A 22,899-nucleotide genomic window follows, 5' to 3' on the forward strand; every position below is an offset into this window, starting at 1 on the left:
CTTGCTCACGTCGAATCCCCCTGCGGAGCAGGATGTGCCGGCCGTCCCACTGCCCGCCGTCACCTCGCCATTGGTGCCAACCACTCCGATACCTCCGACACAACAGCGGCCGCGAGACTGACCCATTCGAAGGTTGATCCCACTTAGGCTTCGAATGCGCCGCGCTGGCCGGTTCGGACAGCGCAGTATGCGGCATGTGCGTACATCCGGTGCTGAAGGAGATCTCGCTGTCGCCGCCCATGCTGGCCGTTCAACCTGCGCGGGTATCAGCATGTGCTGATGCCGCACGACCATCGGGCAAGATCGTGCAGACCCGCGAACTTTGTGGCTCGACGGGAAGCGTGTCAAACACGGCTGGAACAGAGGTGGACGATGGAAAGGACCGATGCCTACTACGCGGAGATGTTGGAGATGTCGCGATGGTGGACATCAAGGCTCGGCACCCTTCTGCAGGCACTCCGAGACAGACTGATCGCCCACTACGAGGACGGAAGTGGCGATGACGCCATGGCATATTTCGACAAGCTCTATCAAGCCGGTGAGTACATGCTCGTGGCAGACGCACTAGCTGCAACCCTGTCCGTACGACGAATACCGATCACTGCCACCGAGCGTGGCGTGGTGCGCGAAATCCTGTACAAAGTGGCTGATCCGCACCCGACGTACTACCGGTTCCTGGCCGACCGCGACGACGTGATGGCATCACTCAACGTGGTGGAGAACACTCAGGATCTGACGAACCCCGCCGAGCACGCTGCCCCAAGGTTCACCAGCGGTACCCTAACGGTGACGGTGACACATCACACGCCTGTGCAACCACCCGAGCCAAGCTGAGTCCAAATGCGATTCCACGCGACGAGCCGTGCAATCCAGATAAATGCCATCGCACGACACTCGGCATGATGGTGCGTTCCGCCGATCAGAGGCGCAAATACCGATGGCCGGTGGCGAGATGGACGGCACGCATCGACGCACCAGCTACTTCGATCGCGACTGTCCATGCAGCGTCGCCATCGAGCGGGTCTCCGAGTAGCGGTGGGGTGAAGTCCGCGTCTTTCAGCCGCAGTCCGAGCTGTCGTCGATAGAAGCGTTCGGCCGCGGCAGGGGCGCGGGATTCGTGGACGACCGGGCCGGGAGTCCGTGGTCCCGGGGGGTGTGACCATCCGGTGAATGTCTGCGGTTGCCACAGCGACACGACCGCTCCGAAAGGGTCGACGATGGTAGCGAGGGTTCCTTGCTCCGCGATAGGTGTCGGAGCAAGCAGGCTGCGCGCTCCGTGGCTGATGGCCAGGTGGTGAAGGGCCGCTGCATCTTCGACACCGAGGTAGTAACTGACGTGCGGTGGTGTCCCGGGAGGATAGAGCGGACTATCGAGATTGCTTATCCCGGCAACCCAGTGGCGGTCGGCTCGCGCCTTGATCGCACCCCGCCAGTCGTCTGGATCTACTAGGCATTCCCAACCGAACTCGTCGGCGAAAACCCGGGCGGCCGCATCAACGTCCACCGACTTGCAGTCCATCCAACAGAACTCCCCATGCGGCCGTGATGTGGACGGATGTCGGTGGACCAAAACAACTCCTATCGTGGGCGCACCATCTCGAACGAGCGGCAGACGCCGCAGGGCTGTGCCGGCGACCCTCTGGCGGTACACCATGGCAACGCCGTGAGCACGCACATCGGCAGTAGCGGACGTTCCGCCGGCCTCAAATCGGCTTGGCCCGCAAACCTTCGACTGACCCACGCTGGCTGCTTCGGTCAGCGCGATCAGCGGCATGAGCGGACATCCGAAGCTTCGGACCTTCGGGGTCAGAACGGTGGATCATCAAAGGTGATCGTCCATGTTTCCGGATCCAGCCAGCGCGGAGGATCTGGCCTGACGGGCACGTGTACGTGCATGGGCAGGGTCACGTTGAGCCGTTGCGCGTCGTGCCGCGTGCCGGAGTCCAGCTCCCAGTGCAGGTTCACCACATGGCCCTCCCAGTCCTCCCACAGTCCGTCGACGATCGAGGTGATGGTCTGCTGGAGCCCGAAATTGCACCACGGCCGTCCCTCTTCATCCTTCGAATCGACCCAACCGGTCGAGGAGTCGTAGGTTCCGTAGACGAAGAGGTAGGCGCGAATATCCTCACCGATCAAGCAGTCCAATTCGGCGTCTTGGAAGAGAGCGATACCGACTGTCGCAGAGGGCATTTCCGGCGCTTCCGAGCAGCAGGACGACTTGATCACCGGTTGATCATTCACCCAGTTCAGCTATGCGGCAAGCCTCGAACGCCTTGCAGATCCATCAGTGCGGTATGTGGCATTACAGTGCGCTGACCTCGGGAAGATGCCGCCCTCGGCAGTTGCTCCGCCCCGGCTAGCGGTAGTCGGGCCAAGTCCACTCGGTGTTCGCCTTGGCCTGGGCCGCAACGGCGGAAACACGCTCTGCGAGAAGTCCATCGAATACGTCTGTCCACGAGCCGTTTCCGCTGATGATCAGCGTGTTAAGTGATTCGATCACCACGTAGATATCGGTATCGTCTCGCTGCTTGACTTCCACGTTGAAGTCCCAGCCACCTTGGAACTCCTCCGCTAACAGCTGCTCGACCGCAGCCTTCACAGACTGTGCTTCATGAAGATCAGCAAAGCCTCTTACTGATGCATAGAGATCGCAGTTCACAGACACACGGTGGACCCTATCGGGTCGGTCAGACAGCTCGGACGGTCGTCGCTGCGGCTTACCAGTCAGGACAATTCCCCGCTCCTGGACCCACTGGTCAAATACGGCTTGGCGCGGCGATCGGGTTTCCGGAACTCGGCAGAAGCGGACGCTGTGCACGACACCGGGTCGCGGCCGCCGGCACCCCGCGCTGGCCGGTTCGGTCAGCGCGGTATGCGGCATGAGCGTGCATTCGCTTTAGCTGTGGTCCTCGTCTCCGAATGCCGAGGAGGGTCGATAACTAGGTGAGGTAGAACAATCCCCAATCCCGACGGGCAGCCTCCAAGATGATCTCCCCCCAATCCCGGACCAGCATCGCGAACTGGTCGAAATCGGCGAAACTCGGCCCGCGTGTGATGGCCTCCGCTGTCAGCACAGGCCGGAGTTCCTCGATGCGATCACTACATCGGAGCCAGACTCGAGCCAGTCCAGCGATCTCGGCCGGTGAACACGCCGTTCGCAAATGGCGGTCGATCTTCTCCATCGGCAGGCCGGGCACAGGGTCGCTGCCCCTGTGCCCGAGCAGTCCGATGATGAACTGGTCGAACAGTGCGGCCAGGTCGGTAGGCATGTCGGACTGCTCGCGCATCTCTCCCCAGGCCTCGGCGAGGTCCCAGTGCGCGTCCATCGAGCCGGTGGACGCCACCCCGCGGAAGGTGCATTCGGCGTACCACGGCGCGAGGTCCGAAGGCGGCCAGAGGAAGCGAACGTTCTCGTCGTAATCGTCGCCGAGTTCTTCGAGGGACGGGATGGCCCAGAACATTTTCCAAAGTCCATCCATGCCTTCACTGTTCAGCCTTTCAGCCAACCGGTCCCACTGCGCGATGGCTGGGAAAATATCGACGCTCACGGACGCATCCTGCACTCTCGTATGATCCGAGGCCAACGAAATCGTGTTGCCGAGGATCGGTGTCAGGTTGGTGCGCTCGCCCGAATCCGTCCGATCATCGGCATGAGAGTGCGGTCGGTGGTCACGCCGACCGGCTGATCGGCCGTGCTGGGTTGGGCGATGAGGCTATTCGGGTTTTACTGCCGCGCTGGCACCGAGCAGGACCAACCCGAGTACCAGGGTGCCGCCACCGGCGTACAGCAGGTTTTGCTGCGCGTTCGATGCGCTCTCGGCGCGTTCGTCGTAGCTCTTGTCTGTGGATCCGAGGCAGGCATCACTGCGTGACATCTGCTGTCCGTCACAGCGGGGGTTCTCGGCGTCGTTGCCCGCTGACCAGGACGCCACGAACAAACCCACCGCGAACACGATCGCCAACCAGCCCAGCACCTTGAAACCCGCTGCGCGCTCGCGGGGATCATTCGTCATCGTCATTGCCCACCCCTGGATCACATCCGCTGCCGGGCACTACGTCCCGCGTCGCAGCGATGATGCCACACCCTATTTCTTCCAGATCTGCGCGGTGAGACTCGACTTGCCCACGGCCAGGCAGAGAACGCCTTCGAAGTCCTTGTAGGACTTCGCCTTGTCGGGGGAGTAGTACACCTGCAACTCGACGCTGTCCTCGAGGCCGGCGGCTGTCAGCAGCGGGCGGGCGTGGGTTTCGCATTGGGCGTGGGCGTCCGGGCGCGCGGTAGCTTCGCCACCGGAGATGTCGACCGCGCCCCTGTACAAGACCTCGGCCTCGTGCGGCTTGACGCAGTTCCGGCGCACCACGAGCGTGAGTTCCTGCCCGTCTCCGTGGATGTCGATGCAGTCACCCATACGCAGCTCGCTGACCGATACATCGGTGCGGCGATCGTCGTTGGTGATCCCGCGCCAGAGCGTGAATCCACCGATCGCGACCGCGCCCGCAATGATCACCGGTACCACCCACCGGCGGGTCGAACCCGGTGGGGTGGCCGGCGGGCGGGGTGGGGCGGCGGGCGGCCAGTGTGGCTGCGGCGCGGGATAGGGCTGTCCCGGTGCGGGATTCCAGTGCGGACCGCCGCCCCCGGCGCCCGGATACGAATTCATGCCTGTGCCCTCCCGTGTCTGCTGTGGCAGCCACTCGGCTCCCCCCGGGTAGACACAATAGGCACTGCGACCCCAGCAATGCGCACGGCACCGATGTCGACGGCGATCACGCGGAAGGGCCCTCTCACCGCCCCGAGGTCCGCGAGTCCTTCGCGGCCGTGAACCGATACCGCGGCCCCGAACCCGCGTAGGCGAGCCACGGCCTGCGTCGGTCGAGGTCGTCGATGTCCGTGGTGGCGTCGGCCAGCACGTGCGGTTTCGTACTGCCGAGACTCGGCTCCGCTATGGCCATTGCCCGTATTGCACTGCGCCGCACGTTGTTTCGTGGTGGCGTTCTACGATCTCTGGGTGAGCGCGCCCGAGATGGTCTTGCAGTACATCGAATCGTTGAAATGGCCGGTGATGACCGCGCTGATTCTGTTCTGGCTACGCGCCCCGCTCACCGGTCTGGTGGGCCGGTTGAACTCCGGGCGGCTGGAGGCACCGGGATTCGCGCTCGAGGTGTCTTCCGAGTTGGCCGGGCAAGCAGCCGAGACCGCCCTGGCGATCGAGGCCGGGGACCGTCGAACCCCGGGCGATGGAATCGAACCCGCCGACGAAGAACCAGCCGACGAAGACCCTGCCGAGACGGACACCGCCGAGACGACACCCCCGGCCGCTGCGTCGATCGACGCCGTCACCGCTGCGGCAAATCTGTCGGCCAAGGACCGAAAGACGGTCGATGACGGCATCGTCGAACTCTTCATCGTCGCTCGGCGGGCCAAGAGCATGCAGATGTTCAATGGAAAGCCCGCGCAGGCTGTCCGCGACACACGCCTCGCCCTGGCCGACGCGGTGTGGAAAGTGGCTTTCCCGGTGGCCGGGAAGGTGCGTCGACCGTCTCGTCTCGAGCTGTGGCCTGGGACTCCACAGGAGTTCCGGCAAGGGCTCGACGAGCTGCTCGACCTGTTCGACATGGTGAGCGGCAACCCTGAACTCGTGACCGAGTACACCGCACTCAAGGTTCACGAGGCCGTACGGTCCTGGGCCAGCCAGTATGCCGTCTACCTGACCTCGGTGCTGGCTGAGGCTGACCGCTCCCATGAGTGAGATCACTCCGGAGGCAGCCGAACCTGTTCCGGGGATATGTCGACCCGTAGACCGCGCCAGGATGGATGACGCAGGTGCGCGCGAGTGCGAACCGGTGGAGTGCACGTATTTGGAAGGTGCACTATTCTCTCCGATGACGCCGGGCGCCGAGCTCGGGTTGGCAGCGCCAGCGGGGTCCGTGCCGCGCGCCCAGCGGCATTTCCGTGCGTTGCTGAGATGTAGGAAATCTCAGATCATCGACAACACGAAACCGATGAAGCCGCATCGTAACCCGCCCATCCGGCCTCGTCGTCACGGTCGGTTGCGCGGCAGTCGACTTGCATATCTCCGGTGGGCAGTAGGCGATCAACGGCCGGCTCGAGCACCCCGCGGCTCCGCCCTCGGGTTCCGCAACCTGACAAACTACATCGCCGGATCACCCCTCGAGTCCGGCGGGTTCAGGCCGCAACCACATCCTCGAGTGGGATGAGATCTCTATCGTCGGTCCATGACCACTCGACTGAACCCCTACCTCAGCTTCGCGGGTAATGCCTCGGCCGCCCTGGCGTTCTACCAGGACGTGTTCGGCGGCGATCTCACGATCAACCACTTCGGCGACTTCGGCACCGACGACCACGGCATCAGCGACCAGGTCATGCACGGCCGGCTGGAAACAGCGTCCGGCCTCACGCTGATGGCAGCCGACATGCTGCCGGGCGAGACGTTGCGGCCCGGGAACAACCTCGCGGTCAGCCTCGGCGGGGACGACACCGAGGAGCTGCGCGGCTACTGGCAGGCGCTGTCGGACGGAGGGACCGTGACGGTCGAGCTGGCCACCCAGCCGTGGGGCGACGAGTTCGGGATGTGCGTCGACCGGTTCGGGATCTCGTGGCTGGTCAACATCGCCGGGGCCGGCTGACCTGCGATCGAGGTCGCTCGGGCACCGGCTTGCAACTTGCGCCCAATGCGGCGCTCCTGCTTGCCAAGTGCAGAGAAGTCGCCTGCGCCCACGCGTACAGGCTGGCGCGGTCTTGGTGAGAGGGCCTCGAGGCCGAGAGCGATCTGGCGATCGTGCGGTCTGCCGACCTGAACACCGAGTACGACGACGCCACACCAGGCGGTCTCAGTAGTCGGCGTCGGCCTTCTCCACGGCCCGGCGGGTGCACCACTGCCGGGTGGGGACGTGCCCGAACCCGTTGGCGGTCAGCAGGGTCAGCTCGACCAGGGCCAGCCAATCCCCGGAGGAGGTCCGGGCCCAGGCCAGTAGGAGACCTGGGGAGCGGCCCGTGACCAGGAGTCCGCCCGAGCGGACCCACAGCGGGAGTTCGTTGGCGCCGAAGTGGGTGCCGTCGGTGAAGATGGCCAATCCCAGGTCGACGGTGACAGGCACGGGCGGCTGGACAACGCGGCGCGGGGAGGGGCCTACGGACGGCTCCGGCCAGTTCTCGAACATATTTTCGAATAATAGACCGTTAAGTTTGTTTCCTGTAGTCCGATCCCCTGAGCTGACGAGACCTAGTGCACGGCGGGCGGGCCCGGGACCGCCGGGGTGGCGGAGGCTGGTACCGGTTCGACGGCGGACCGCGCTTCGGGATCGCGATGCTGCGCGACCACCAGGCGGGACGGGATCAGCACCACCGCGCGGACGCCGCTGTAGTCGGATTCGCCCAGGCGGACGGTGATGCCGTGGCGGGCCGCCAGGCGGGCGACCACGAACAGGCCGAGGCGGGAATCCTCGAACAGGGTGTGCACGCCGAAATCGGGTGGACTGGAGAGCATCTGGTCCAGGCGTTGTTTCTCGGACTGCGGGAGGCCGACGCCCTGATCGATGATCTCGAGGGCGATGCCCTTGCCGACGACCGTGCCGATCACCTCCACCGGGGCGGTCGGCGGCGAGAAGGCCACCGCGTTGTCGATCAACTCGGCCAGCAGGTGCAGCAGGTCGGCGACCACCAGGCCGACGACGGCCACGTCCGGCATGCGGGAGACGCGGGTGCGGGTGTAGTCGATGGTCTCGCCGACGCTCGAGCGCACCACCTCCATCAGCGAAACCGGTTGCCGCCATTGGCGTCCCGGCTGACCGCCGGCCAGGATGATCAGGTTCTCGGCGTTGCGGCGCTCGCGGGTCACCAGGTGATCGAGGCGGAAGAAGACCTCGAGCATGGCCGGATCTTCCTGGTTCGCTTCGACATCGTCGAGAATCTCCAGCTGGCGATGCACCATCACCTGGCTGCGGTGGGCGATATTGAGCACCACCTTCTCGACGCCCTCGCGGGTGCGGGCCTCGGTCACCGCCGCGGAGATCGCGGTGGCGTGGGCGTGCCCGAACGCGGCGGCGACCTGGCCGATCTCGTCGTCACCGAAGTTCAGCACCGCGCCGTCGGCGGCCGGATCCACCGGCTCCCCCGCGCGCAGCCGCCGCATGACCTCGGGCAGGCCCTCGTTGGCCAGGCTCAGGGTGCGATTGCGCAGCCGCCGCAGGCGGCGAATGATGCGGTCCGCCAACAGCAGCGCGATGGCGATGGCGCCGGCCGAGAGCAGCAGCACCGCGGCCCCGGCCAGCAGCGCGTCACCGCGGGTGTCCTTGGACGCCTCGATGGCCAGCGTCTGCGCGCGCCGATTGTGCGCGTCCCAGAATCCGGTCAGCACGGCCGAGACCTCGGCGACGGCGTCCTGCCACTCCTGATGCGAGACCGGCAGCGGGGTCGTGAACAGCGCCTGCATCGCGCTCGTGGACACCCCGGAGGCGGCGGAGATGCGGCGCGCGTCCGAGCGCTGCACGAGCGCGCTCTCCACCGCGGTCAGGCGCTTCCACGCCATCGACTGCAGCAATCGCTGTGCGGCCCCGGCCTGTTCGGAGGACTGGTCCTTGGCGAAGTTCTCCACCAGTGAGTGCGAGAAGCCGACGAGCCGCTGATACTCCGCCGCCAGGATGTCGGGCAGCCCGGCGTCTCCCGCCAGCGACGCGGCCAGCGCGTTGGCGCGGTTGATCGCCTCCTGTGCGGTCAAGGCTTCGGCGGCCAGCGTGAGCTTGCCCGCGCTCTCGGCGCTCGGCGCCTGGTCCTGGATCATGCGGGTGCCGAGGATGACCATCTCGGGCAGCCGTCCGTAGAACGCGTACGACTCGGTCAGGCTCAGCGCTCCCGCGTCGAAGGCCGCGCGCTGCCCGGACAACAGCTTCTCCAGCAGGTTCAGGTCGCCGACCGAGTCCTTGAGGTCCTCGCGCCCCAGCGCGCGCAGCGCGTCCTCGGTCGGATTCATGTGGCGCAGCGCGGTATCCACCCGATTCCGCGCGCCCGACAGCGTGCCGGCGTCGGCCTGGGTACCGCCGTAGATCCACAGCGTGACCTGGCGCTCCTGCTGAATCGCGGCCACCAGTTCCGACACCGGCGAGATCCCGTCGAGCATCTTCGAGGCCCATTCCTCGTCGTGCCCGCTGGCCGCGACCAGGTACCCGGCCCCGCCCACGCCGACGCCGAGCAGGGTGAGGCTGGGAACCAGGGCAATCGCCAGAATGCGTACCCGCACACCGGGTTTCGCCTTGAACATCGCCACAGTATAGGAGACCTAGATCACATGAACAATGCCATTCTCATATTTGCTCATTCTTATTTTTATGCCTCGCGCTCAGGACAGGCCGAGGTCGCGCGCCACGATGACCTTCATGACCTCGCTGGTCCCGGCGTAGATCCGCGCGACCCGGGCATCGGTGTACAGCCGCGCGATCGGATACTCCAGCATGTAGCCGTAGCCGCCGAACAGCTGCAGGCAGCGATCGACCACCCGGCCCTGAACCTCGGTGCAGAACAGCTTCACCCGCGCCGCGTCCGCCCCCGAGAGCTTGTCCACGATCAGTTCACTCACCGCCCGATCGACCATGCACTGCGCGGCCTCGACCTCGGCCGACATGGCGGCCAGTTCGAACTTGGTGTTCTGGAACGAGGAGACCGGGGTACCGAAGGCCTTGCGCTGCTTGACGTAGTCCACCGTCGCGGTGATGGCGGCCCGGGCCTGTGCCACCGATCCGACCGCGACGGTGATCCGCTCCTGCGGCAGATTCCGGCCTAGATACCCGAAGGCCGCGCCGTCCTCACCGAGCCGATTCGCCTGCGGCACACGCACGTTGTCGAAGGACAACTCCATGGTGTCCTGCACCTTGCAGCCCATCTTGTCCAGCATCCGGCCGCGGGTGAAGCCCGGCATGCCGTCCTCGACCACCAGCAGGGTCAGCCCCGCGCGCCGGTTGTCCGGGTCGGTGGCGGTGCGGGCCACCACGATGACCAGGTCCGCGTGCAGCCCGCCGGTGATGAAGGTCTTGGCGCCGTTGAGGATGTAGTCGTCGCCGTCGCGCACCGCCCGGGTGCGCATGCCCGCCAGATCCGAGCCGGTCCCGGGCTCGGTCATGGCGATGGCGGTCAGCAGCGTGCCCGCGGCCATGCCCGGGAACCAGCGCTCGCGCTGTGCGGCGTCGGCGTATTCGAGGAAGTAGGGCAGGATGACGTCGAGCTGGGTGCGCACGGTGCCGAGGGTGACCAGCGCCCGCGCGGCCTCCTCCTGCAGCACCATGTTGAACCGGTAGTCCCGCAGCCCCGCGCCGCCGTGCTCCTGCGGCAGCGCGATGCCCAGCATGCCGAGTTCGCCCATGGCGGTGAAGACGTCGCGGGGCATGAGCCCGGCCTTCTCCCAGTCGGCGTAGTCGGGGACGATCTTCTGCTTCACGAAGTCCCGCACCAGCAAACGGAATTCGTCATGCTCGGCGGTGAAAAGGTCGCGGCGCACGATGGCCTCTCGATCAGGGGACGAGTTCGACGACGGTGGCGTTGGCGGTCCCGCCGCCCTCGCACATCGTCTGCAGTCCGTAGCGAATCCCGTTGTCCCGCATGTGGTGGATCATCCGAGTCATGAGCACCGCGCCCGATCCACCGAGCGGATGCCCGAGCGCGATGGCCCCGCCCAGCGGGTTCACCAGGTCCGGGTCGGCGCCGGTCTCGGCCAGCCAGGCCAGCGGCACCGGCGCGAACGCCTCGTTCACCTCGAACACCCCGATATCGGCCAGGGCGAGACCGGCTTTGGCCAGCACCTTCGCGGTGGCCGGGATCGGGCCGGTGAGCATGAGCACCGGGTCCGCACCGGCGACCGCGCCCGCGCGGTAGCGGGCGAGCGGGGTGAGCCCCAGCTCGCGGGCCCGTTCCGATGTCGTGAGCAGCAGGGCCGCGGCGCCGTCGGAGATCTGCGAGGAGTTGCCCGCGTGCAGCACGCCGTCCTCCTGGAAGGACGGCGACAGGCCGGCCAGGCTCTTCACGGTGGTACCGCGCCGGATGCCTTCGTCGGCGGAGACCGTGCCGGAATCCGTTGTCACCGGGACGATCTGGGCGTCGAACGCGCCCGCGTCCTGGGCGCGGGCGGCCAGTTCGTGCGAGCGTGCGGCGTAATCGTCGACCCGCGTGCGGTCCAGCGCCCATTTGACGGCGATCAGCTCGGCCGACAGACCCTGGTTGAAAGAGAATCCGTCGTACCGTGCCAAAGCCAATGGCCCGTAAGGCATTCCGGTACCTCGGGCAGCGCCGAGCGGTACGCGGCTCATCACCTCGACCCCGCCGGCGACCACGAGGTCCTGCTGTCCCGAGGCCACGGCCTGGGCGGCGAAGTCCAGCGCCTGCTGGCTGGAACCGCACGCGCGATTGACGGTGGTGCCGGGCACCGACTCCGGCCAGCCCGCGGCCAGCACCGCGTAGCGCGCGATATTGCTGGACTGGTCACCGACCTGCGAGACACACCCCCAGATCACGTCGTCGACGAGCGCCGGGTCGATGCCCGTTCGCGCGACGAGCTCGTTGAGCACCAGCGCCGACAGATCCGCGGGATGGACACCCGCCAGGCCGCCGTTCCGTCTACCCACGGGCGTGCGCACCGCGCCCGCCACAATGACTTCCCGCATCGCTCATGCTCCGTTCTCGGTCGATGCCGCCCGGCCGGGTTCCCGGCGCGGCGCGGTCCAGTGCCCGGTGAACCGGGGTTCACGGCGCTGGGCGAAGGCCTCGTACGCCTCGGGGGCGTCGGCCGTCGCGAAGTTGATGCCCTGGGCGCGGGCCTCGGCGGCGAGCGCGTCCCGGAAGCCGGCTTCCGCGCCCGCGTCCAACAGGGCCTTGGTCTGGGCGAGCGCCACCGGCGGACCGGCGGCCAGGCGCGCGGCCAGATCGCCCGTGAAGGCGTCGATCTCGGCGCCGTCCACCACCCAGGTGACCAGTCCCAGCTCGAGGGCTTGCGCCGCGTCGATGGTCTCCGCGAGCAGGGTCAGCCGCTTGGCCTGCTGCAATCCGATCAGGCGGGGCAGCAGCCACGAGCCGCCGAGATCCAGGGTCAATCCGCGCCTGGTGAAGATCTGGCAGAAGGTCGATTCCGGGGTCGCGACGACCAGATCGCAGCCCAGCGCCAGGTTCCAGCCCGCGCCCATCGCGACCCCGGCGACCTTCGCAACGGTCGGTATCGGCAACTCGCGCAGCAGCAATGCCACGTCGGTGAGCGCCCGCATCCGGTAGACCGGGTGCCGGGGGTCGGGTGCGCCGATGTCGGCGCCCGAGCAGAACGCGTCACCGGCCCCGGTCAGCACCAGCGCCCGTACCGACCGGTCATCGGCGGTGTGGCGCAACGCTTCCGCCAGCGCGATCCACAGCGGCGGGTCGATGGCGTTCTTGCGGTGCGGGCGATTGAGGGTGAGGGTGCGGACGCCGTCGTGGTCGGCGCTCAGCAGCACCGGCGGCTCGCCCATCACATCACCATGCCGCCGTCCACCGGCAGCACCTGACCGGTGACGAAGGAGGCGGCGTCCGAGGCCAGGAAGACGAAGGCGCCGGCGACCTCCTCGGGTTCGGCCCAGCGCCGCAGCGGAATTCGATTCAGCATGGTTTCGGCGAAGCGCTCGTCGGTGCGGATGGTCGCCGTCATGGGCGTCGCGGCCAGGGGCGCGAGCGCGTTGACCAGGATGCGCTTGCGCGCGAGCTCCTTCGCCAGGGATTTGGTGATGCCGATGATCGCGGCCTTGGCGGCCGAATAGTTCACCTGGCCCAGGGTGCCGACGAGCGCGGCGGCGGAGGTGACGTTGATGATGCGGCCGGTGCCGTCGGTGGGGAGCACGGCCAGGGCGGCCTGGGCGCAGTTGATCGTGCCCAGTGCGTGGATGTCGAACAGCCTGCGCACCGACTCCGCGGTGGTGTCGGCGAACATGGCCGGGTCGGTCACCCCGGCGTTGTTGACCAGGATGTGCAGGACGCCGCCGGTCGGCTCGGCCGCCGCGGCGACCGCTGCGTCGGCGGCGGCCCGGTCGGCGACATCCAGCGCGAAACCGGTGGCGGCACCGCCGTTTCCGCGAATCTTCTCGGCGACGGCGGCTGCGGCGTCGCCGTCGACGTCGGTGACCAGCACGGTCGCCCCGGCTGCGGCCAGGGCGTGTGCCACGGCCGCGCCGATGCCGCCCGCGGCGCCGGTCACCAGCGCCGAGCGCCCGGTGAGGTCGAATGGTGCGCGGTAGGTCATCAGTAGCTCCTCGGCAGTCCCAGGGTGTGCGAACCCAGGTAGTTCAAGATCATTTCTTGGCTGATGGGCGCGATGCGCATGACGCGGGCTTCCCGGAAGTAGCGCGAGACGTGATACTCCTCGGAGTAGCCCATGCCGCCGTGGGTCTGCAGGGCCCGGTCGGTGGCGGTGAAGCCGGCCTCCGCGCACAGGTACTTGGCGGTATTCGCTTCGCGCCCACAGGGTTTGCCGTGGTCGTACAGCCACGTCGCCTTGCGCAGCATGAGTTCGGCGGCATCCAGGTGAGCCAGCGAGTCCGCGAGCGGGAACTGCACGCCCTGGTTCATGCCGATGGGCCGGTCGAACACCACCCGCTCGTTCGCGTAGCGCACGGCGCGGTCCAGGGCCACCCGGCCCAGGCCGAGCGCCTCGGCCGCGATGAGCATGCGTTCGGGGTTCAAGCCGTCGAGCAGGTACTGAAAACCCTTACCTTCCTCGCCGACTCGGTCCCGCACGGGTACGCGCAGATCGTCGATGAACAGCTCGTTGGAGCTGACCGCGTTGCGGCCCATCTTCTTGATCGGGCGGATGTCGACGTGCGCGCGGTCCAGGTCGGTCAGGAACAGCGTCATGCCGTCGGTCTTCTTGGTGACCTCGTCGTACGGCGTGGTCCGGGTGAGCAACAGGATCTTCTCGGACTCCAGGGCCTTGGAGATCCACACCTTGCGCCCGTTGATCACATAGTCGTCGCCCACGCGCTTGGCGAAGGTGGTGATGCGGGTGGTGTCCAGGCCCGCGGTCGGTTCGGTGACGCCGAAGCACACGTGCAGCTCGCCCGTGGCCACGAGCGGCAGGGTCCGGGCCTTGAGCTCCTCGGAGCCGTGCACGACAACGGGATTCATGCCGAAGATCGACATGTGGATCGAGCTGGCGGCGTTCATCCCGCCGCCCGAGCGCGCCACCTCCTCGGCCAGCAGGGTGGCCTCGGTGATGCCCATCCCGTGCCCGCCGTACTGCTCGGGAATCGTGATGCCCAGCCAGCCGCCGGCCGCGATCGCGGCGTAGAACTCGGCCGGGAACTCGTGCGCCTGGTCCTTCTCCATCCAGTACTGATCGTCGAAGCGGCGGCACAGTTCGGCGACGGCCTTGCGGATCAGGTGCTGATCTTCGGACAGTTCGAAATTCATGCCCTCGGACATGGTTGGCGCCTTTCTCCTCGTACGGGTCATCGACCCGTGGGCGCGCCGATGCGGGCGGAGTCTGCCGTTCCACCCGCATCGGCGGCTCATCTCGACGGCCGAACGCGCTCGAACGCCCCGGCCTGTACCCCGGGGGCGGCGGCGCGCCGACAACGGCCGTCGTCGATCCCGGCGCGCTCGCGGCGCCGGGACGTGCTCCGCGCCCACCCGGGGCGCGGCGTGTGCGGGCCCGCGTTCAGTCCGAGGCGGGCAGGGCCTTGGCGGCCTTGAGGGTCAGGGCGACGCCGTCCAGCGCGAGTTCGCCGCTGCCCGAGCGCGTGCACAGCAGTTCGATCGATTCGGCCGCGTCGACATAGCGCTTGCCGATCAGCGTGACCGCCTGGCCCGCATCATCTTTCGGTTCGGCCTTGGCCGAGACCGCCATCGGCTCGCCGCCGCAGGTCAGGGCGACCGGTTCGGCCCCCGCCGTGCGCACCACGACCACGCGGGTCGCGCAGACGGCGCTGGCCAGCTGCTCACCGGGCCGCAGAGACAATGTCGTCATCGTGAATCTCCTTCTCCGCCAGTCGATCTCCGAGTAGAGCGAGATCGTGCGATTGTCGTGCCAGCCAGAAGCGCAGGAATTCGGTCAGCGAGTAGCGCAGGAAGATCGCCGAACCCACCACGCTGGTGGCCACCCCGCCCAGCGCCAGGGTGATGGCGTCGCGCTGGGTGAGCGGGTTCTTGGTGCCGTGCGAGAGGAAGTACGCGGACAGCGCGAGCACCAGACCGGTTGCCATCAGGGCGATTCCGATGCGCAGCCACAGCCGCGCTCGTCCGGCGGCCGGGTCGGGGATCTTCAGATCGGTGAGTTCGCGGACGAAGCGGTCCGCGCGGGACTCGGTCATGTCGTACTTCCTAGATAGTGGGCTGCCAGGTCGTTGCGGAATTCGGCGTCGGGCCGCCCGTGCGCGGCGACCCGCCCGCGCACCAGCACGGCCGCGTGATCGGCGATGTCGAGCACGGCGGCCGCGAACTGCTCCACGACCAGTACCGCCACGCCCTGCCGGGCGATCTCGGCGACCTGCTCGTAGAGCTCGCCGACCACCAGCGGCGCCAGGCCCATGGACAGTTCGTCCAGCAGCAGGACCGCCGGGTCGGTGGCCAGACCGCGCGCCAGCGCGAGCATCTGCTGTTCGCCGCCGGACATGGTGCCCGCGATCTGATGGGCGCGCCGCTCCAGGATGGGGAACCGGGCGAACGCGATCTGCTGGATCTCCTCGCGGGAACGGCCGGTGAAGGTCATCATCCGCAGGTTGTCCAGGACGCTCAGATTGGGAAAGACACCGCGGCCCTCGGGAATCAGGCAGACGCCGGCGCGCGCCAGGTCGCGCGGGTTCGCCCCGGTGACCGTGCGCCCGCCCAGAATCACGTCGCCGCCGGTGACCGGGTGTATGCCCGCCGCGACGCGCAGCGCGGTGGTCTTACCCGCGCCGTTGGGACCCAGCAGGGCCGACACGCGGCCCGCCGCGACACTCAGATCGACACCGTGCAGGACGGTGATCGCGCCGTAGGCGGCGCGGACACCGCGCAGTTCCAGCAGCGCGGTCTCCTCCGATGCCGGTGCGGGAGCATCGATCCGAACGGAATCCGGCATCGCGCCGTCACCGACCGCCACCGCGCCGGGGGATCCGGCGGTGCTCGTCGCAGGGGAACTCATGTCGTCTCCTCGGTCGCCCCGGATCGGGCCGCGGGCGACTGCCCGTGGCGGGCCCCGGCGGTCATATCTCCCCCAGGTACGCGGTGACCACGGCCTCGTTCGCCTGCACCGCCGCGGGCGGGCCGGAGGCGATGACCTTGCCGAGATCCAGGACGAACAGCTCGTCACACACCTTCATGACCAGGCCCATGTCGTGTTCGACGAGCAGAACGGCGGCGCCTTCGGCCGCCAGCGATCGCAGCAGCTCGCCGAACCGTTCCGTCTCGCCGGGGTCCTGTCCGGCGGCGGGCTCGTCGAGCAGGACCAGGCTCGGGCGCGCGGCCATGGCGCGGCCCACCTCGACCAGACGGCCGGTGCCCGTGGGCAATTCGTCGGCCGAGGTGTCCGCCAGGGCGGTCAGGCCCAGTCGTTCGAGCAGGTCGTCCACCGCGCGGGCCGCGCGCCGGCGCTCGGGTCCGAGTTCGGCGGCGACCAGCAGGTTGTCCCGGACGGTCAAGCGGCCGAACAACTCCAGGCGCTGGAACGTGCGGGCGAGCCCGTGGCGTGCGCGCCGGGCGGGGCCGTGGCGGGTGACGTCGCGGCCGCCGATGGCCACCCGGCCGCCGGTGGGGGCGCGCAGCCCGCAGATGACGTCGAACAGGGTGGACTTCCCGGCGCCGTTCGGTCCGATCAGCCCGGTCACCGCACCGCGCTCGGCGTGCAACCCGGCGCCGTTCAGTGCCAGGTGGCCGCCGAAGGCGACGCTGACGTTTTCCACGTGCAGATGGGCGGATTCACGCGTACTCGACTCCAGGACTGCGGCTTTCGTGTCCGTAGGCGTTGTGGGCGGCGAATCGCCGGGTACGGGTTCAGCGTGCGGTAGCGACGGCATGGTCGAGCACCTCCCTGTCCTCGGGGGTCCAGGGCTTGCGCACGCCCCACCATTCCACCGGCACCGCAACGTCTTCCGGTTGCGGCGGGCGAGCGCGTCGGGCGTGCCAGATCCGTGCGCCGACGACGGCGATCACCAGACCGCCGGTGAAGGACCAGCCGTCGATCATCCCGGTGATGTTCGCGATCCAGCACAGCGTCACGGCCAGTGCGAGCACCGGTGCGACGACGCGATCACGCAGCGTCCCCAGCCATTCGGACCGCATACTCGCCAGCGCGCCGGTCCGCAGGACACCACCGCCGAAGGCGATGCCGCCCGCGGCGGGCAGCACCTGGGCCAGGTTCGACAGCGCGGGCCAGAGCGCGGGGATCGCGGCCAGCGGACCGGCCAGCACCGCGCCGGTGAACAGGCCGGCGCCGACCATGCCGAGCCCGCCCATGACCACGATCAGGAAGATCGGCATGCCCGGGACGAGACCGAACTGCTCGGAGGTCACCGCCTGCTGCTGCATGCCGTACAGCGCGCCGCCCAGTCCGGCCAGCGCCGCCGAAACGGCGAACACCAGGACGCGAGCGGCGAGCGGGTTGCCGCCGAGGGTCGCGTACGCAGCCTCGCTGTCGCGCAGGGCGATGAGCCGGCGGCCGAATCGGCTGCGGCGCAGGGCGACCACGGCCAGCCCGGCCAGGCCCAGGCAGATCGCCGCGAAGACGGTGATCTCGGCGGTGGTGTCGAGGCTGACGCCGAACAGATTCGGGCCGACCAGCGACACCGAGCCCTGCTCGAACAGCGCGATCCGCACCCCGAAGAGTTCGAACGGCGGCAGGTTGAACAGCCAGCGATCGAGCACCACCGCGAACGCGGCGGTCGCCAGCGCCAGATAGACACCGGACAAGCGCAGCGCCGGAATGGCGATCACCGCACCGGCCGCACCGGCCGCGAGCATGGCCGCGGGCACCGCCCACCACTGCCCCGCCGCGCCCACCTGCGCGCAGGTGGCCGCGCCGATTCCGGCGAAACTCAACTGGCACAGCGAGATCTGGCCAGCGAATCCGGTCAGCGGCACGAACGACAGGGCGATGACGCCGAAGGCGAAGATCGAACCGTAGGTGATGAGGTCGGCTTCGGCGAGCACGGTCGCCAGGATCACGCCCAGTGCGGCCACGACCCCGGCGAACGCGGCCGAGCCGGACCAGGTCGGCAGCGGCACGGCGGCGAGGGTGCGGTCACGACCGCGCAATCGGCCGTGCGGGAACAGGAGCAGTGCCAGCAGCAACAGCAATGCCGGTGCGGCCAAACGCAATCCGGGCAGATAGTCGTTCTGCGGCAGATAGCCGGCGAGGTAACTCTCCAGGCAACCAACCACCACCGCGCCCACGAAGGTCATGGGCAGATTGCGGAGACGGCCGAAAATCGCGGCGGTGTAGGCGCTCACGATCAGCAGGGACAGCTGCGCGGCGTCCAGCGCCACCATGGGGGCGATGAGAATGCCGCCCACCGCGGCCAGTTCGATGCCGAGTATCCACGCGAACCGGTTGGCCCGGCCGGGATCGGCCCCGGTGAGCCCGACCAGTGCGCGGTCGTCCACGGTGGCGCGCATTTCCACGCCGATACGACTGCGGTACAGCAGTATTCGCAGCCCCACCGCGACACCGACCGCGACCGCCATGGTCAGGATCTGATGCCAGGTGACCGTCACCGCGCCCACCCGCACCGGGGTGACGTCGGCGAAGAACGTCGGCAGCGACCGCGCGACGTTCGGATCCCACACCCAGCGCGCGATCACGATCAACCCGCTCAGCAGCGCGATCGTCATGACGAGTTTCTCGGCGTCGCCCAGGCCCTGGGTGGGGGCCAGGGCCTTGCCGAACAGCACGCCGAACAGGGGTGCGAACACCCCGAGCACGAGGATCAGCGCCAGCGGCACCGGCACGTTCCAGCCGATAGTCAACTGCCAGTAGACGAACGCGGACACCATGCCGGCCGCGCCGTGCGCGAAGTTGAACACCCCGGTGGTGGTGTAGGTCAGCACGAGCCCGCTGCCGATGACGGCGTAGATCGCGGCGGTGCTGAGGCCGACGACGCCGAAGGCGATGAACTGCTCCATCAGTGTCCCGTCACGTCAGATCGTTTCCGTCACTTCAGGTCGCTGAAGGACTTGCCGACATCGGCCAGGGTGACGGCCTTGGTGTACTCGCCCTGGAAACGGAAGGTCGGGATATTGCAGCGGAAGACCCCGGTGTCGGGCTTGAAGTCGATGGTCTTCCAGCCCTCGGGGGTCGCGCGCTGGACGTTGAAGCAGCGCACCTGCTCGCTCGCGGGGGTGGACAGGTTGACCGGTGCGGTCAATCCGCCTCCGGTCCAGGCGGTTTCCTTGCGGGCGGCGTTGTAGACGCAGGCGCGGGTGAGTTGGTCGCCGCAGCTGGTCGCCGATTTCGCGAACAGCAGCCAGCTCTGGAACCCGCGCAGGGCCGGGTACGTGATGGCCGCGTCGGGGGCGTATTCGGCGAACAGCTCACGCAACTGCTTGACCGCGGGCACCTTGTCGGCCGAGTCCAGCGGCGCGATCTCGCTCAGGTCCGCGATGTTGTTCTGCGCGGACAGCGAGTTCTTCGCTGCTTCGATGAACGACGGGTTGTAGGCGTTGCTGTTGGCGTCGATCCAGTCCGGCTTGTAGTCCATGCCGGTGAGCACGTCCTCGAGCTTGGCCAGCTGGCGGAAGTCGCCCAGGAAGATCAGTCCGCGAACGCCTTTGGCCTTGATGGCCTGCGCGTACGGTGTCCAGTCCGAGACGCCCGCGGCGGGATAGAGGTCGTTGTAGACGATCGTCGCGCCGGCAGCGGTGAGTGAGGCCACCATCTTCTCGGCGGTCGGCTTGACCGCCGGGGAATCGCCCACGATGAAGCCGACGGCGCCGGCCGAGGCCGGGTAGGCCTCCTTGATCAGCCAGTGCTCGGACCCGGTGTACTGATTGACCGGTCCGGCGGCCGAGGAGCCGGCGGCCAGCTGCAGGTCCGAGCCCGCGTTGGCGGCCTGCACGACCTGGCCGGGGAATTCGGGCAGCAGGCAGGACAGACGATCCTTCACGCCCAGCCCGTCCAGGGCCGCGCCGCCGCCGACCAGGAAGAAGTCCTCGCGACAGGACTCGATCATGCGCTGGCGGTACTCCATGAGCTTGGCGTCGCGCATGTTGGCCACGAGCTTGCGGCCGTTGATGCCGCCGGCGGCGTTGCACCACTGCGTGAAGACCTTGGCGGTCTCGGAGAACTCGGGGTTCTTGGTGAATCCCATGTCGGTGAAGACACCGATCTCGATCTCGCTGTCCGACACACCTTGTGCGGTGGAGCCTTTCGCACTGCCGGGGCCGCACACGCCGGTCAGGTCACCGAAGTCGCCGGAGGTGGCGGCCGCGGTGGTGGGTTCCTCGGCGACGGGATCGTCGCCGCGCCCGCAACCGGAAGCCAGCAGTGCCAGCGTCGTCAGGGCAATGAGTATGCGGCGTGTTCGGCGCGGTTTCACCGTGTGTCCTCCTCTGCGAGCCCCGGCATCGGACCTCGTTCGAGAAAATTACATTCTCCAATAGTGAGAATCAATATCCTGTCCCGCATTCGGCGACCGTGCCGCACCGCCCGGGTGGCGGTGACCCTGCGGTGTCCGGGGTACCGAACCCACCTGGCGTTGACAGCATGACACACCCATGGAAATCTAGTAGTCACTTTATGAGAATCAGATTCTCCTCAGGAGGTGCGGATGCGGCTGCCACCCTTACCGGCAGACGAATGGGACGACCGGACCCGCAGTGCGCTACGCGCCCTGCTCCCCCGCGATCGACGTCATCCCGACGGCGCGGGCCCGGCCATGTCGACACTGGTGCGTCATCCCGACCTCACCGAGGCCTTCCTCGGTTTCGGGGTCTACGTCCTGTTCCGATCCAGCCTGCCCGCCCGGGTTCGCGAACTCGTCGTGCTGCGCGTAGCCCATCGCAGCTCGTGCGCCTACGAGTGGGACAGTCACGTCTCCATCGCCGCCGAGGCCGGCATCACCCCCGAGGACATCGCCGCCGTCCGGAGCGGCATCAGCCCAGACCCCTATGACCAGGCGGTCCTGACCGCGGTGGACGAACTCGCCGAGCACAACGCCCTCGGCGACCGCACCTGGGGCGAGCTCTGCTCGTACCTGGACGAGCGCCAGCTCATGGACTTCGTGTTCACCGTCGGCGGGTACAGCGTGCTGGCCATGGCGTTCAACAGCTTCGGTGTACAGCCCGAACACCACGAAAGGTAATGCGTTGGCACACTTCACCAAACCGGCGGCGGGAAGCTGGACCCAGAACTATCCCGAACTGGGTACCGCGCCGGTCGATTACACCGACTCCATCGACCCGGAGTTCTACGAGGCCGAACGGCAGGCCATCTTCCGCAAGAGCTGGCTCAACGTGGGCCGGATCAACCGGCTCCCGCGCGCGGGCAGCTACTTCACCAAAGAGCTTGCCTGCGTGGGCACCTCGCTCATCATCGTGAAGGGTACCGACGGCGAGGTCCGCGCCTTCCACAACATCTGCCGCCATCGCGGCAACAAGCTGGTGTGGGACGACTTCCCCAACGAGGAGACCTCCGGCACCTGCCGGCAGTTCACCTGCAAGTACCACGCCTGGCGCTACGACCTGACCGGCAAGCTCACCTTCGTCCAGCAGGAGAAGGAGTTCTTCGAGCTGGACAAGGCCGATTTCGGGCTCAAGGGCGTGCGCTGCGAGGTGTGGGAGGGGTTCATCTTCGTCAACCTCGACCCCGACGCCAAGCCGCTCGACGAATACCTCGGCCCGCTGGCCAAGGGGCTCGAGGGCTATCCGTTCGCGGAGATGACCGAGGTCTACAGCTACCGGTCCGAGATCGGCAGCAACTGGAAGCTGTTCATCGACGCCTTCGCCGAGTTCTACCACGCGCCGATCCTGCATCAGAAGCAGGCGGTCAAGGACGAGGCCGACAAGCTCACCGAAACCGGTTACGAGGCACTGCACTACGAGATCGCGGCGCCGCATTCGATGATCTCCTCCTGGGGCGGCATGGCGCCGCCGAAGGATCCGAGCATGGTCAAGCCCATCGAACGGGTGCTGCGCAGCGGGCTCTTCGGCCCGTGGGACGTGCCGGACATCGAGGGGCTCGACCCGCTGCCGACCGGTCTGAACCCGGCGCGCCACAAGGCCTGGGGCATCGACGAATTCGAGTTCTTCCCCAACATGTCGCTGCTGTGCTGGGCGCCCGGCTGGTACCTGACCTACCACTACTGGCCGACCGCGGTGAACAAGCACATCTTCGAGGCCAGCCTGTACTTCGTGCCCGCGCGCAACGCCCGCGAGCGCCTGGCGCAGGAGCTGGCGGCGGTGACGTTCAAGGAGTACGCGCTGCAGGACGCGAACACCCTCGAGGCCACCCAGACCATGATCGCCACCCGCGAGGTCACCGAGTTCCCGCTCAACGACCAGGAGATCCTGCTCCGCCACCTGCACAAGACCGCCCAGCGCATCGTCGAGGAGTACCGCAATGACAGCGCCAACTGAATCCCCCGCCCAGCTGCCGGAGGAGTTCGCCGATCTGACCCCGTTCGCCGACTGGATCCTGGCCACCGAGCCCGAGCGCTACGCCAAGCGCCTGGCCTCGACCATGGATCAGATGCAGGCGTTCTACGACGCGGCGTTCCCGCGACTGGAGCCGGCGATGGACTACATCGACAAGTTCGAGTGGAACGATCTGCCCGAACCCGCACGGGCGCTGTTCCATCTGCTGCAGTCGCTGGTGATGGTGTCCTTCCCCGTCGAGGTGTGGAAGCAGCCCCGCGTGCCGGATTCCGGTGCGGCCTGGGTGGATATCGTCTCCGAACCGGTGGTCTAGGGCA

26 protein-coding genes are annotated in these 22,899 nt (G+C 67.7%); 6 read left to right on the top strand and 20 right to left on the bottom strand.

Translation table 11 applies throughout. From position 1 onward, the window contains the following. Window positions 1-372: 372 nt before the first annotated feature. Window positions 373-834 carry a hypothetical protein gene (locus tag ACWIGI_RS25155; protein ID WP_454204906.1) on the top strand — a complete coding sequence of 154 codons (462 nt, stop codon included), beginning with the start codon at window positions 373-375 and terminating at the stop codon, window positions 832-834. Window positions 835-919: 85 nt separating this feature from the next. Here ACWIGI_RS25155 and ACWIGI_RS25160 read toward each other — a convergent pair whose 3' ends face one another. The 7 genes from ACWIGI_RS25160 to ACWIGI_RS25190 form a co-directional block, all read right to left on the bottom strand. Continuing rightward, entirely contained in the window at window positions 920-1,519 is a 600-nt protein-coding gene (locus ACWIGI_RS25160) for a hypothetical protein (protein WP_454204907.1), read from the bottom strand. A 287-nt stretch (window positions 1,520-1,806) separates the two neighbouring features. Continuing rightward, entirely contained in the window at window positions 1,807-2,226 is a 420-nt protein-coding gene (locus tag ACWIGI_RS25165) for a hypothetical protein (RefSeq protein ID WP_454204908.1), read from the bottom strand. Window positions 2,227-2,356: 130 nt separating this feature from the next. Then, window positions 2,357-2,659, bottom strand: coding sequence for a hypothetical protein (locus tag ACWIGI_RS25170; protein ID WP_454204909.1), 303 nt, complete (start codon window positions 2,657-2,659; stop codon window positions 2,357-2,359). Between the two features lie 280 nt (window positions 2,660-2,939). Beyond that, complete coding sequence (locus ACWIGI_RS25175; protein WP_454204910.1) at window positions 2,940-3,548, bottom strand: hypothetical protein; 609 nt, start codon at window positions 3,546-3,548, stop codon at window positions 2,940-2,942. Window positions 3,549-3,713: 165 nt separating this feature from the next. Then, entirely contained in the window at window positions 3,714-4,019 is a 306-nt protein-coding gene (locus ACWIGI_RS25180; RefSeq protein WP_454204911.1) for a hypothetical protein, read from the bottom strand. Window positions 4,020-4,085: 66 nt separating this feature from the next. Next, window positions 4,086-4,661, bottom strand: a complete 576-nt coding sequence (locus ACWIGI_RS25185; RefSeq protein WP_454204912.1) for a hypothetical protein — start codon at window positions 4,659-4,661, stop codon at window positions 4,086-4,088. Between the two features lie 124 nt (window positions 4,662-4,785). Beyond that, window positions 4,786-4,953 carry a hypothetical protein gene (locus ACWIGI_RS25190; protein ID WP_454204913.1) on the bottom strand — a complete coding sequence of 56 codons (168 nt, stop codon included), beginning with the start codon at window positions 4,951-4,953 and terminating at the stop codon, window positions 4,786-4,788. Window positions 4,954-5,009: 56 nt separating this feature from the next. Here ACWIGI_RS25190 and ACWIGI_RS25195 point away from each other — a divergent pair, with 56 nt between their 5' ends. Together ACWIGI_RS25195 and ACWIGI_RS25200 are read left to right on the top strand one after the other, a co-directional pair. After that, a complete protein-coding gene (locus tag ACWIGI_RS25195; RefSeq protein ID WP_454204914.1) occupies window positions 5,010-5,750 on the top strand; it encodes a hypothetical protein in 741 nt (246 codons plus the stop codon). 487 nt (window positions 5,751-6,237) lie between these two features. Beyond that, entirely contained in the window at window positions 6,238-6,648 is a 411-nt protein-coding gene (locus tag ACWIGI_RS25200) for a VOC family protein (protein ID WP_454204915.1), read from the top strand. Between the two features lie 204 nt (window positions 6,649-6,852). Here the strand turns inward: ACWIGI_RS25200 and ACWIGI_RS25205 are convergent, their stop codons facing one another. From ACWIGI_RS25205 to ACWIGI_RS25265, 13 genes are all read right to left on the bottom strand, one after another. Further along, a complete protein-coding gene (locus tag ACWIGI_RS25205; protein ID WP_454204917.1) occupies window positions 6,853-7,182 on the bottom strand; it encodes a hypothetical protein in 330 nt (109 codons plus the stop codon). A 62-nt stretch (window positions 7,183-7,244) separates the two neighbouring features. Beyond that, window positions 7,245-9,278 (bottom strand): sensor histidine kinase, encoded by a 2,034-nt coding sequence (locus ACWIGI_RS25210; protein WP_454204918.1) that lies wholly within the window; start codon window positions 9,276-9,278, stop codon window positions 7,245-7,247. 78 nt (window positions 9,279-9,356) lie between these two features. Next, window positions 9,357-10,508, bottom strand: coding sequence for an acyl-CoA dehydrogenase family protein (locus tag ACWIGI_RS25215; RefSeq protein ID WP_454204919.1), 1,152 nt, complete (start codon window positions 10,506-10,508; stop codon window positions 9,357-9,359). Between the two features lie 13 nt (window positions 10,509-10,521). Further along, entirely contained in the window at window positions 10,522-11,667 is a 1,146-nt protein-coding gene (locus ACWIGI_RS25220; protein ID WP_454204920.1) for a thiolase family protein, read from the bottom strand. 3 nt (window positions 11,668-11,670) lie between these two features. Continuing rightward, on the bottom strand, window positions 11,671-12,498 hold the full coding sequence (locus tag ACWIGI_RS25225; RefSeq protein ID WP_454204921.1) for an enoyl-CoA hydratase/isomerase family protein: 828 nt from the start codon (window positions 12,496-12,498) through the stop codon (window positions 11,671-11,673). Beyond that, the gene (locus ACWIGI_RS25230; protein ID WP_454204922.1) at window positions 12,498-13,262 is read right to left on the bottom strand and encodes an SDR family NAD(P)-dependent oxidoreductase; all 765 of its coding nucleotides are present in this window, start codon (window positions 13,260-13,262) and stop codon (window positions 12,498-12,500) included. The genes ACWIGI_RS25225 and ACWIGI_RS25230 overlap by 1 nt, the downstream gene beginning before the upstream one ends. Continuing rightward, window positions 13,262-14,428 (bottom strand): acyl-CoA dehydrogenase family protein, encoded by a 1,167-nt coding sequence (locus tag ACWIGI_RS25235; RefSeq protein ID WP_454205089.1) that lies wholly within the window; start codon window positions 14,426-14,428, stop codon window positions 13,262-13,264. Before ACWIGI_RS25235 ends, ACWIGI_RS25230 begins: the two co-directional genes overlap by 1 nt. Before the next feature lie 247 nt (window positions 14,429-14,675). Next, the gene (locus ACWIGI_RS25240) at window positions 14,676-14,984 is read right to left on the bottom strand and encodes a hypothetical protein (protein WP_454204923.1); all 309 of its coding nucleotides are present in this window, start codon (window positions 14,982-14,984) and stop codon (window positions 14,676-14,678) included. Next, window positions 14,956-15,327: a hypothetical protein gene (locus tag ACWIGI_RS25245; protein WP_454204924.1), complete on the bottom strand. Its 372-nt coding sequence runs from the start codon at window positions 15,325-15,327 to the stop codon at window positions 14,956-14,958. The genes ACWIGI_RS25240 and ACWIGI_RS25245 overlap by 29 nt, the downstream gene beginning before the upstream one ends. Continuing rightward, window positions 15,324-16,076 (bottom strand): ABC transporter ATP-binding protein, encoded by a 753-nt coding sequence (locus ACWIGI_RS25250; RefSeq protein ID WP_454205090.1) that lies wholly within the window; start codon window positions 16,074-16,076, stop codon window positions 15,324-15,326. Before ACWIGI_RS25250 ends, ACWIGI_RS25245 begins: the two co-directional genes overlap by 4 nt. Window positions 16,077-16,200: 124 nt before the next feature. Then, the gene (locus tag ACWIGI_RS25255) at window positions 16,201-16,902 is read right to left on the bottom strand and encodes an ABC transporter ATP-binding protein (protein ID WP_454205091.1); all 702 of its coding nucleotides are present in this window, start codon (window positions 16,900-16,902) and stop codon (window positions 16,201-16,203) included. Window positions 16,903-16,987: 85 nt separating this feature from the next. Beyond that, window positions 16,988-19,114, bottom strand: a complete 2,127-nt coding sequence (locus ACWIGI_RS25260) for a branched-chain amino acid ABC transporter permease (protein ID WP_454204925.1) — start codon at window positions 19,112-19,114, stop codon at window positions 16,988-16,990. Between the two features lie 29 nt (window positions 19,115-19,143). Beyond that, entirely contained in the window at window positions 19,144-20,526 is a 1,383-nt protein-coding gene (locus ACWIGI_RS25265; protein WP_454204926.1) for an ABC transporter substrate-binding protein, read from the bottom strand. A 231-nt stretch (window positions 20,527-20,757) separates the two neighbouring features. Between ACWIGI_RS25265 and ACWIGI_RS25270 the strand changes: the two genes are divergently transcribed. The 3 genes from ACWIGI_RS25270 to ACWIGI_RS25280 are packed head-to-tail and all read left to right on the top strand — an operon-like array spanning window position 20,758 to window position 22,895. Next, a complete protein-coding gene (locus tag ACWIGI_RS25270; RefSeq protein WP_454204927.1) occupies window positions 20,758-21,291 on the top strand; it encodes a carboxymuconolactone decarboxylase family protein in 534 nt (177 codons plus the stop codon). Between the two features lie 4 nt (window positions 21,292-21,295). Continuing rightward, the gene (locus ACWIGI_RS25275; protein WP_454204928.1) at window positions 21,296-22,564 is read left to right on the top strand and encodes an aromatic ring-hydroxylating oxygenase subunit alpha; all 1,269 of its coding nucleotides are present in this window, start codon (window positions 21,296-21,298) and stop codon (window positions 22,562-22,564) included. After that, complete coding sequence (locus ACWIGI_RS25280; RefSeq protein WP_454204929.1) at window positions 22,548-22,895, top strand: hypothetical protein; 348 nt, start codon at window positions 22,548-22,550, stop codon at window positions 22,893-22,895. The genes ACWIGI_RS25275 and ACWIGI_RS25280 overlap by 17 nt, the downstream gene beginning before the upstream one ends. Window positions 22,896-22,899: the final 4 nt, after the last annotated feature.

This window comes from Nocardia sp. NPDC055321 (genome assembly GCF_053645575.1).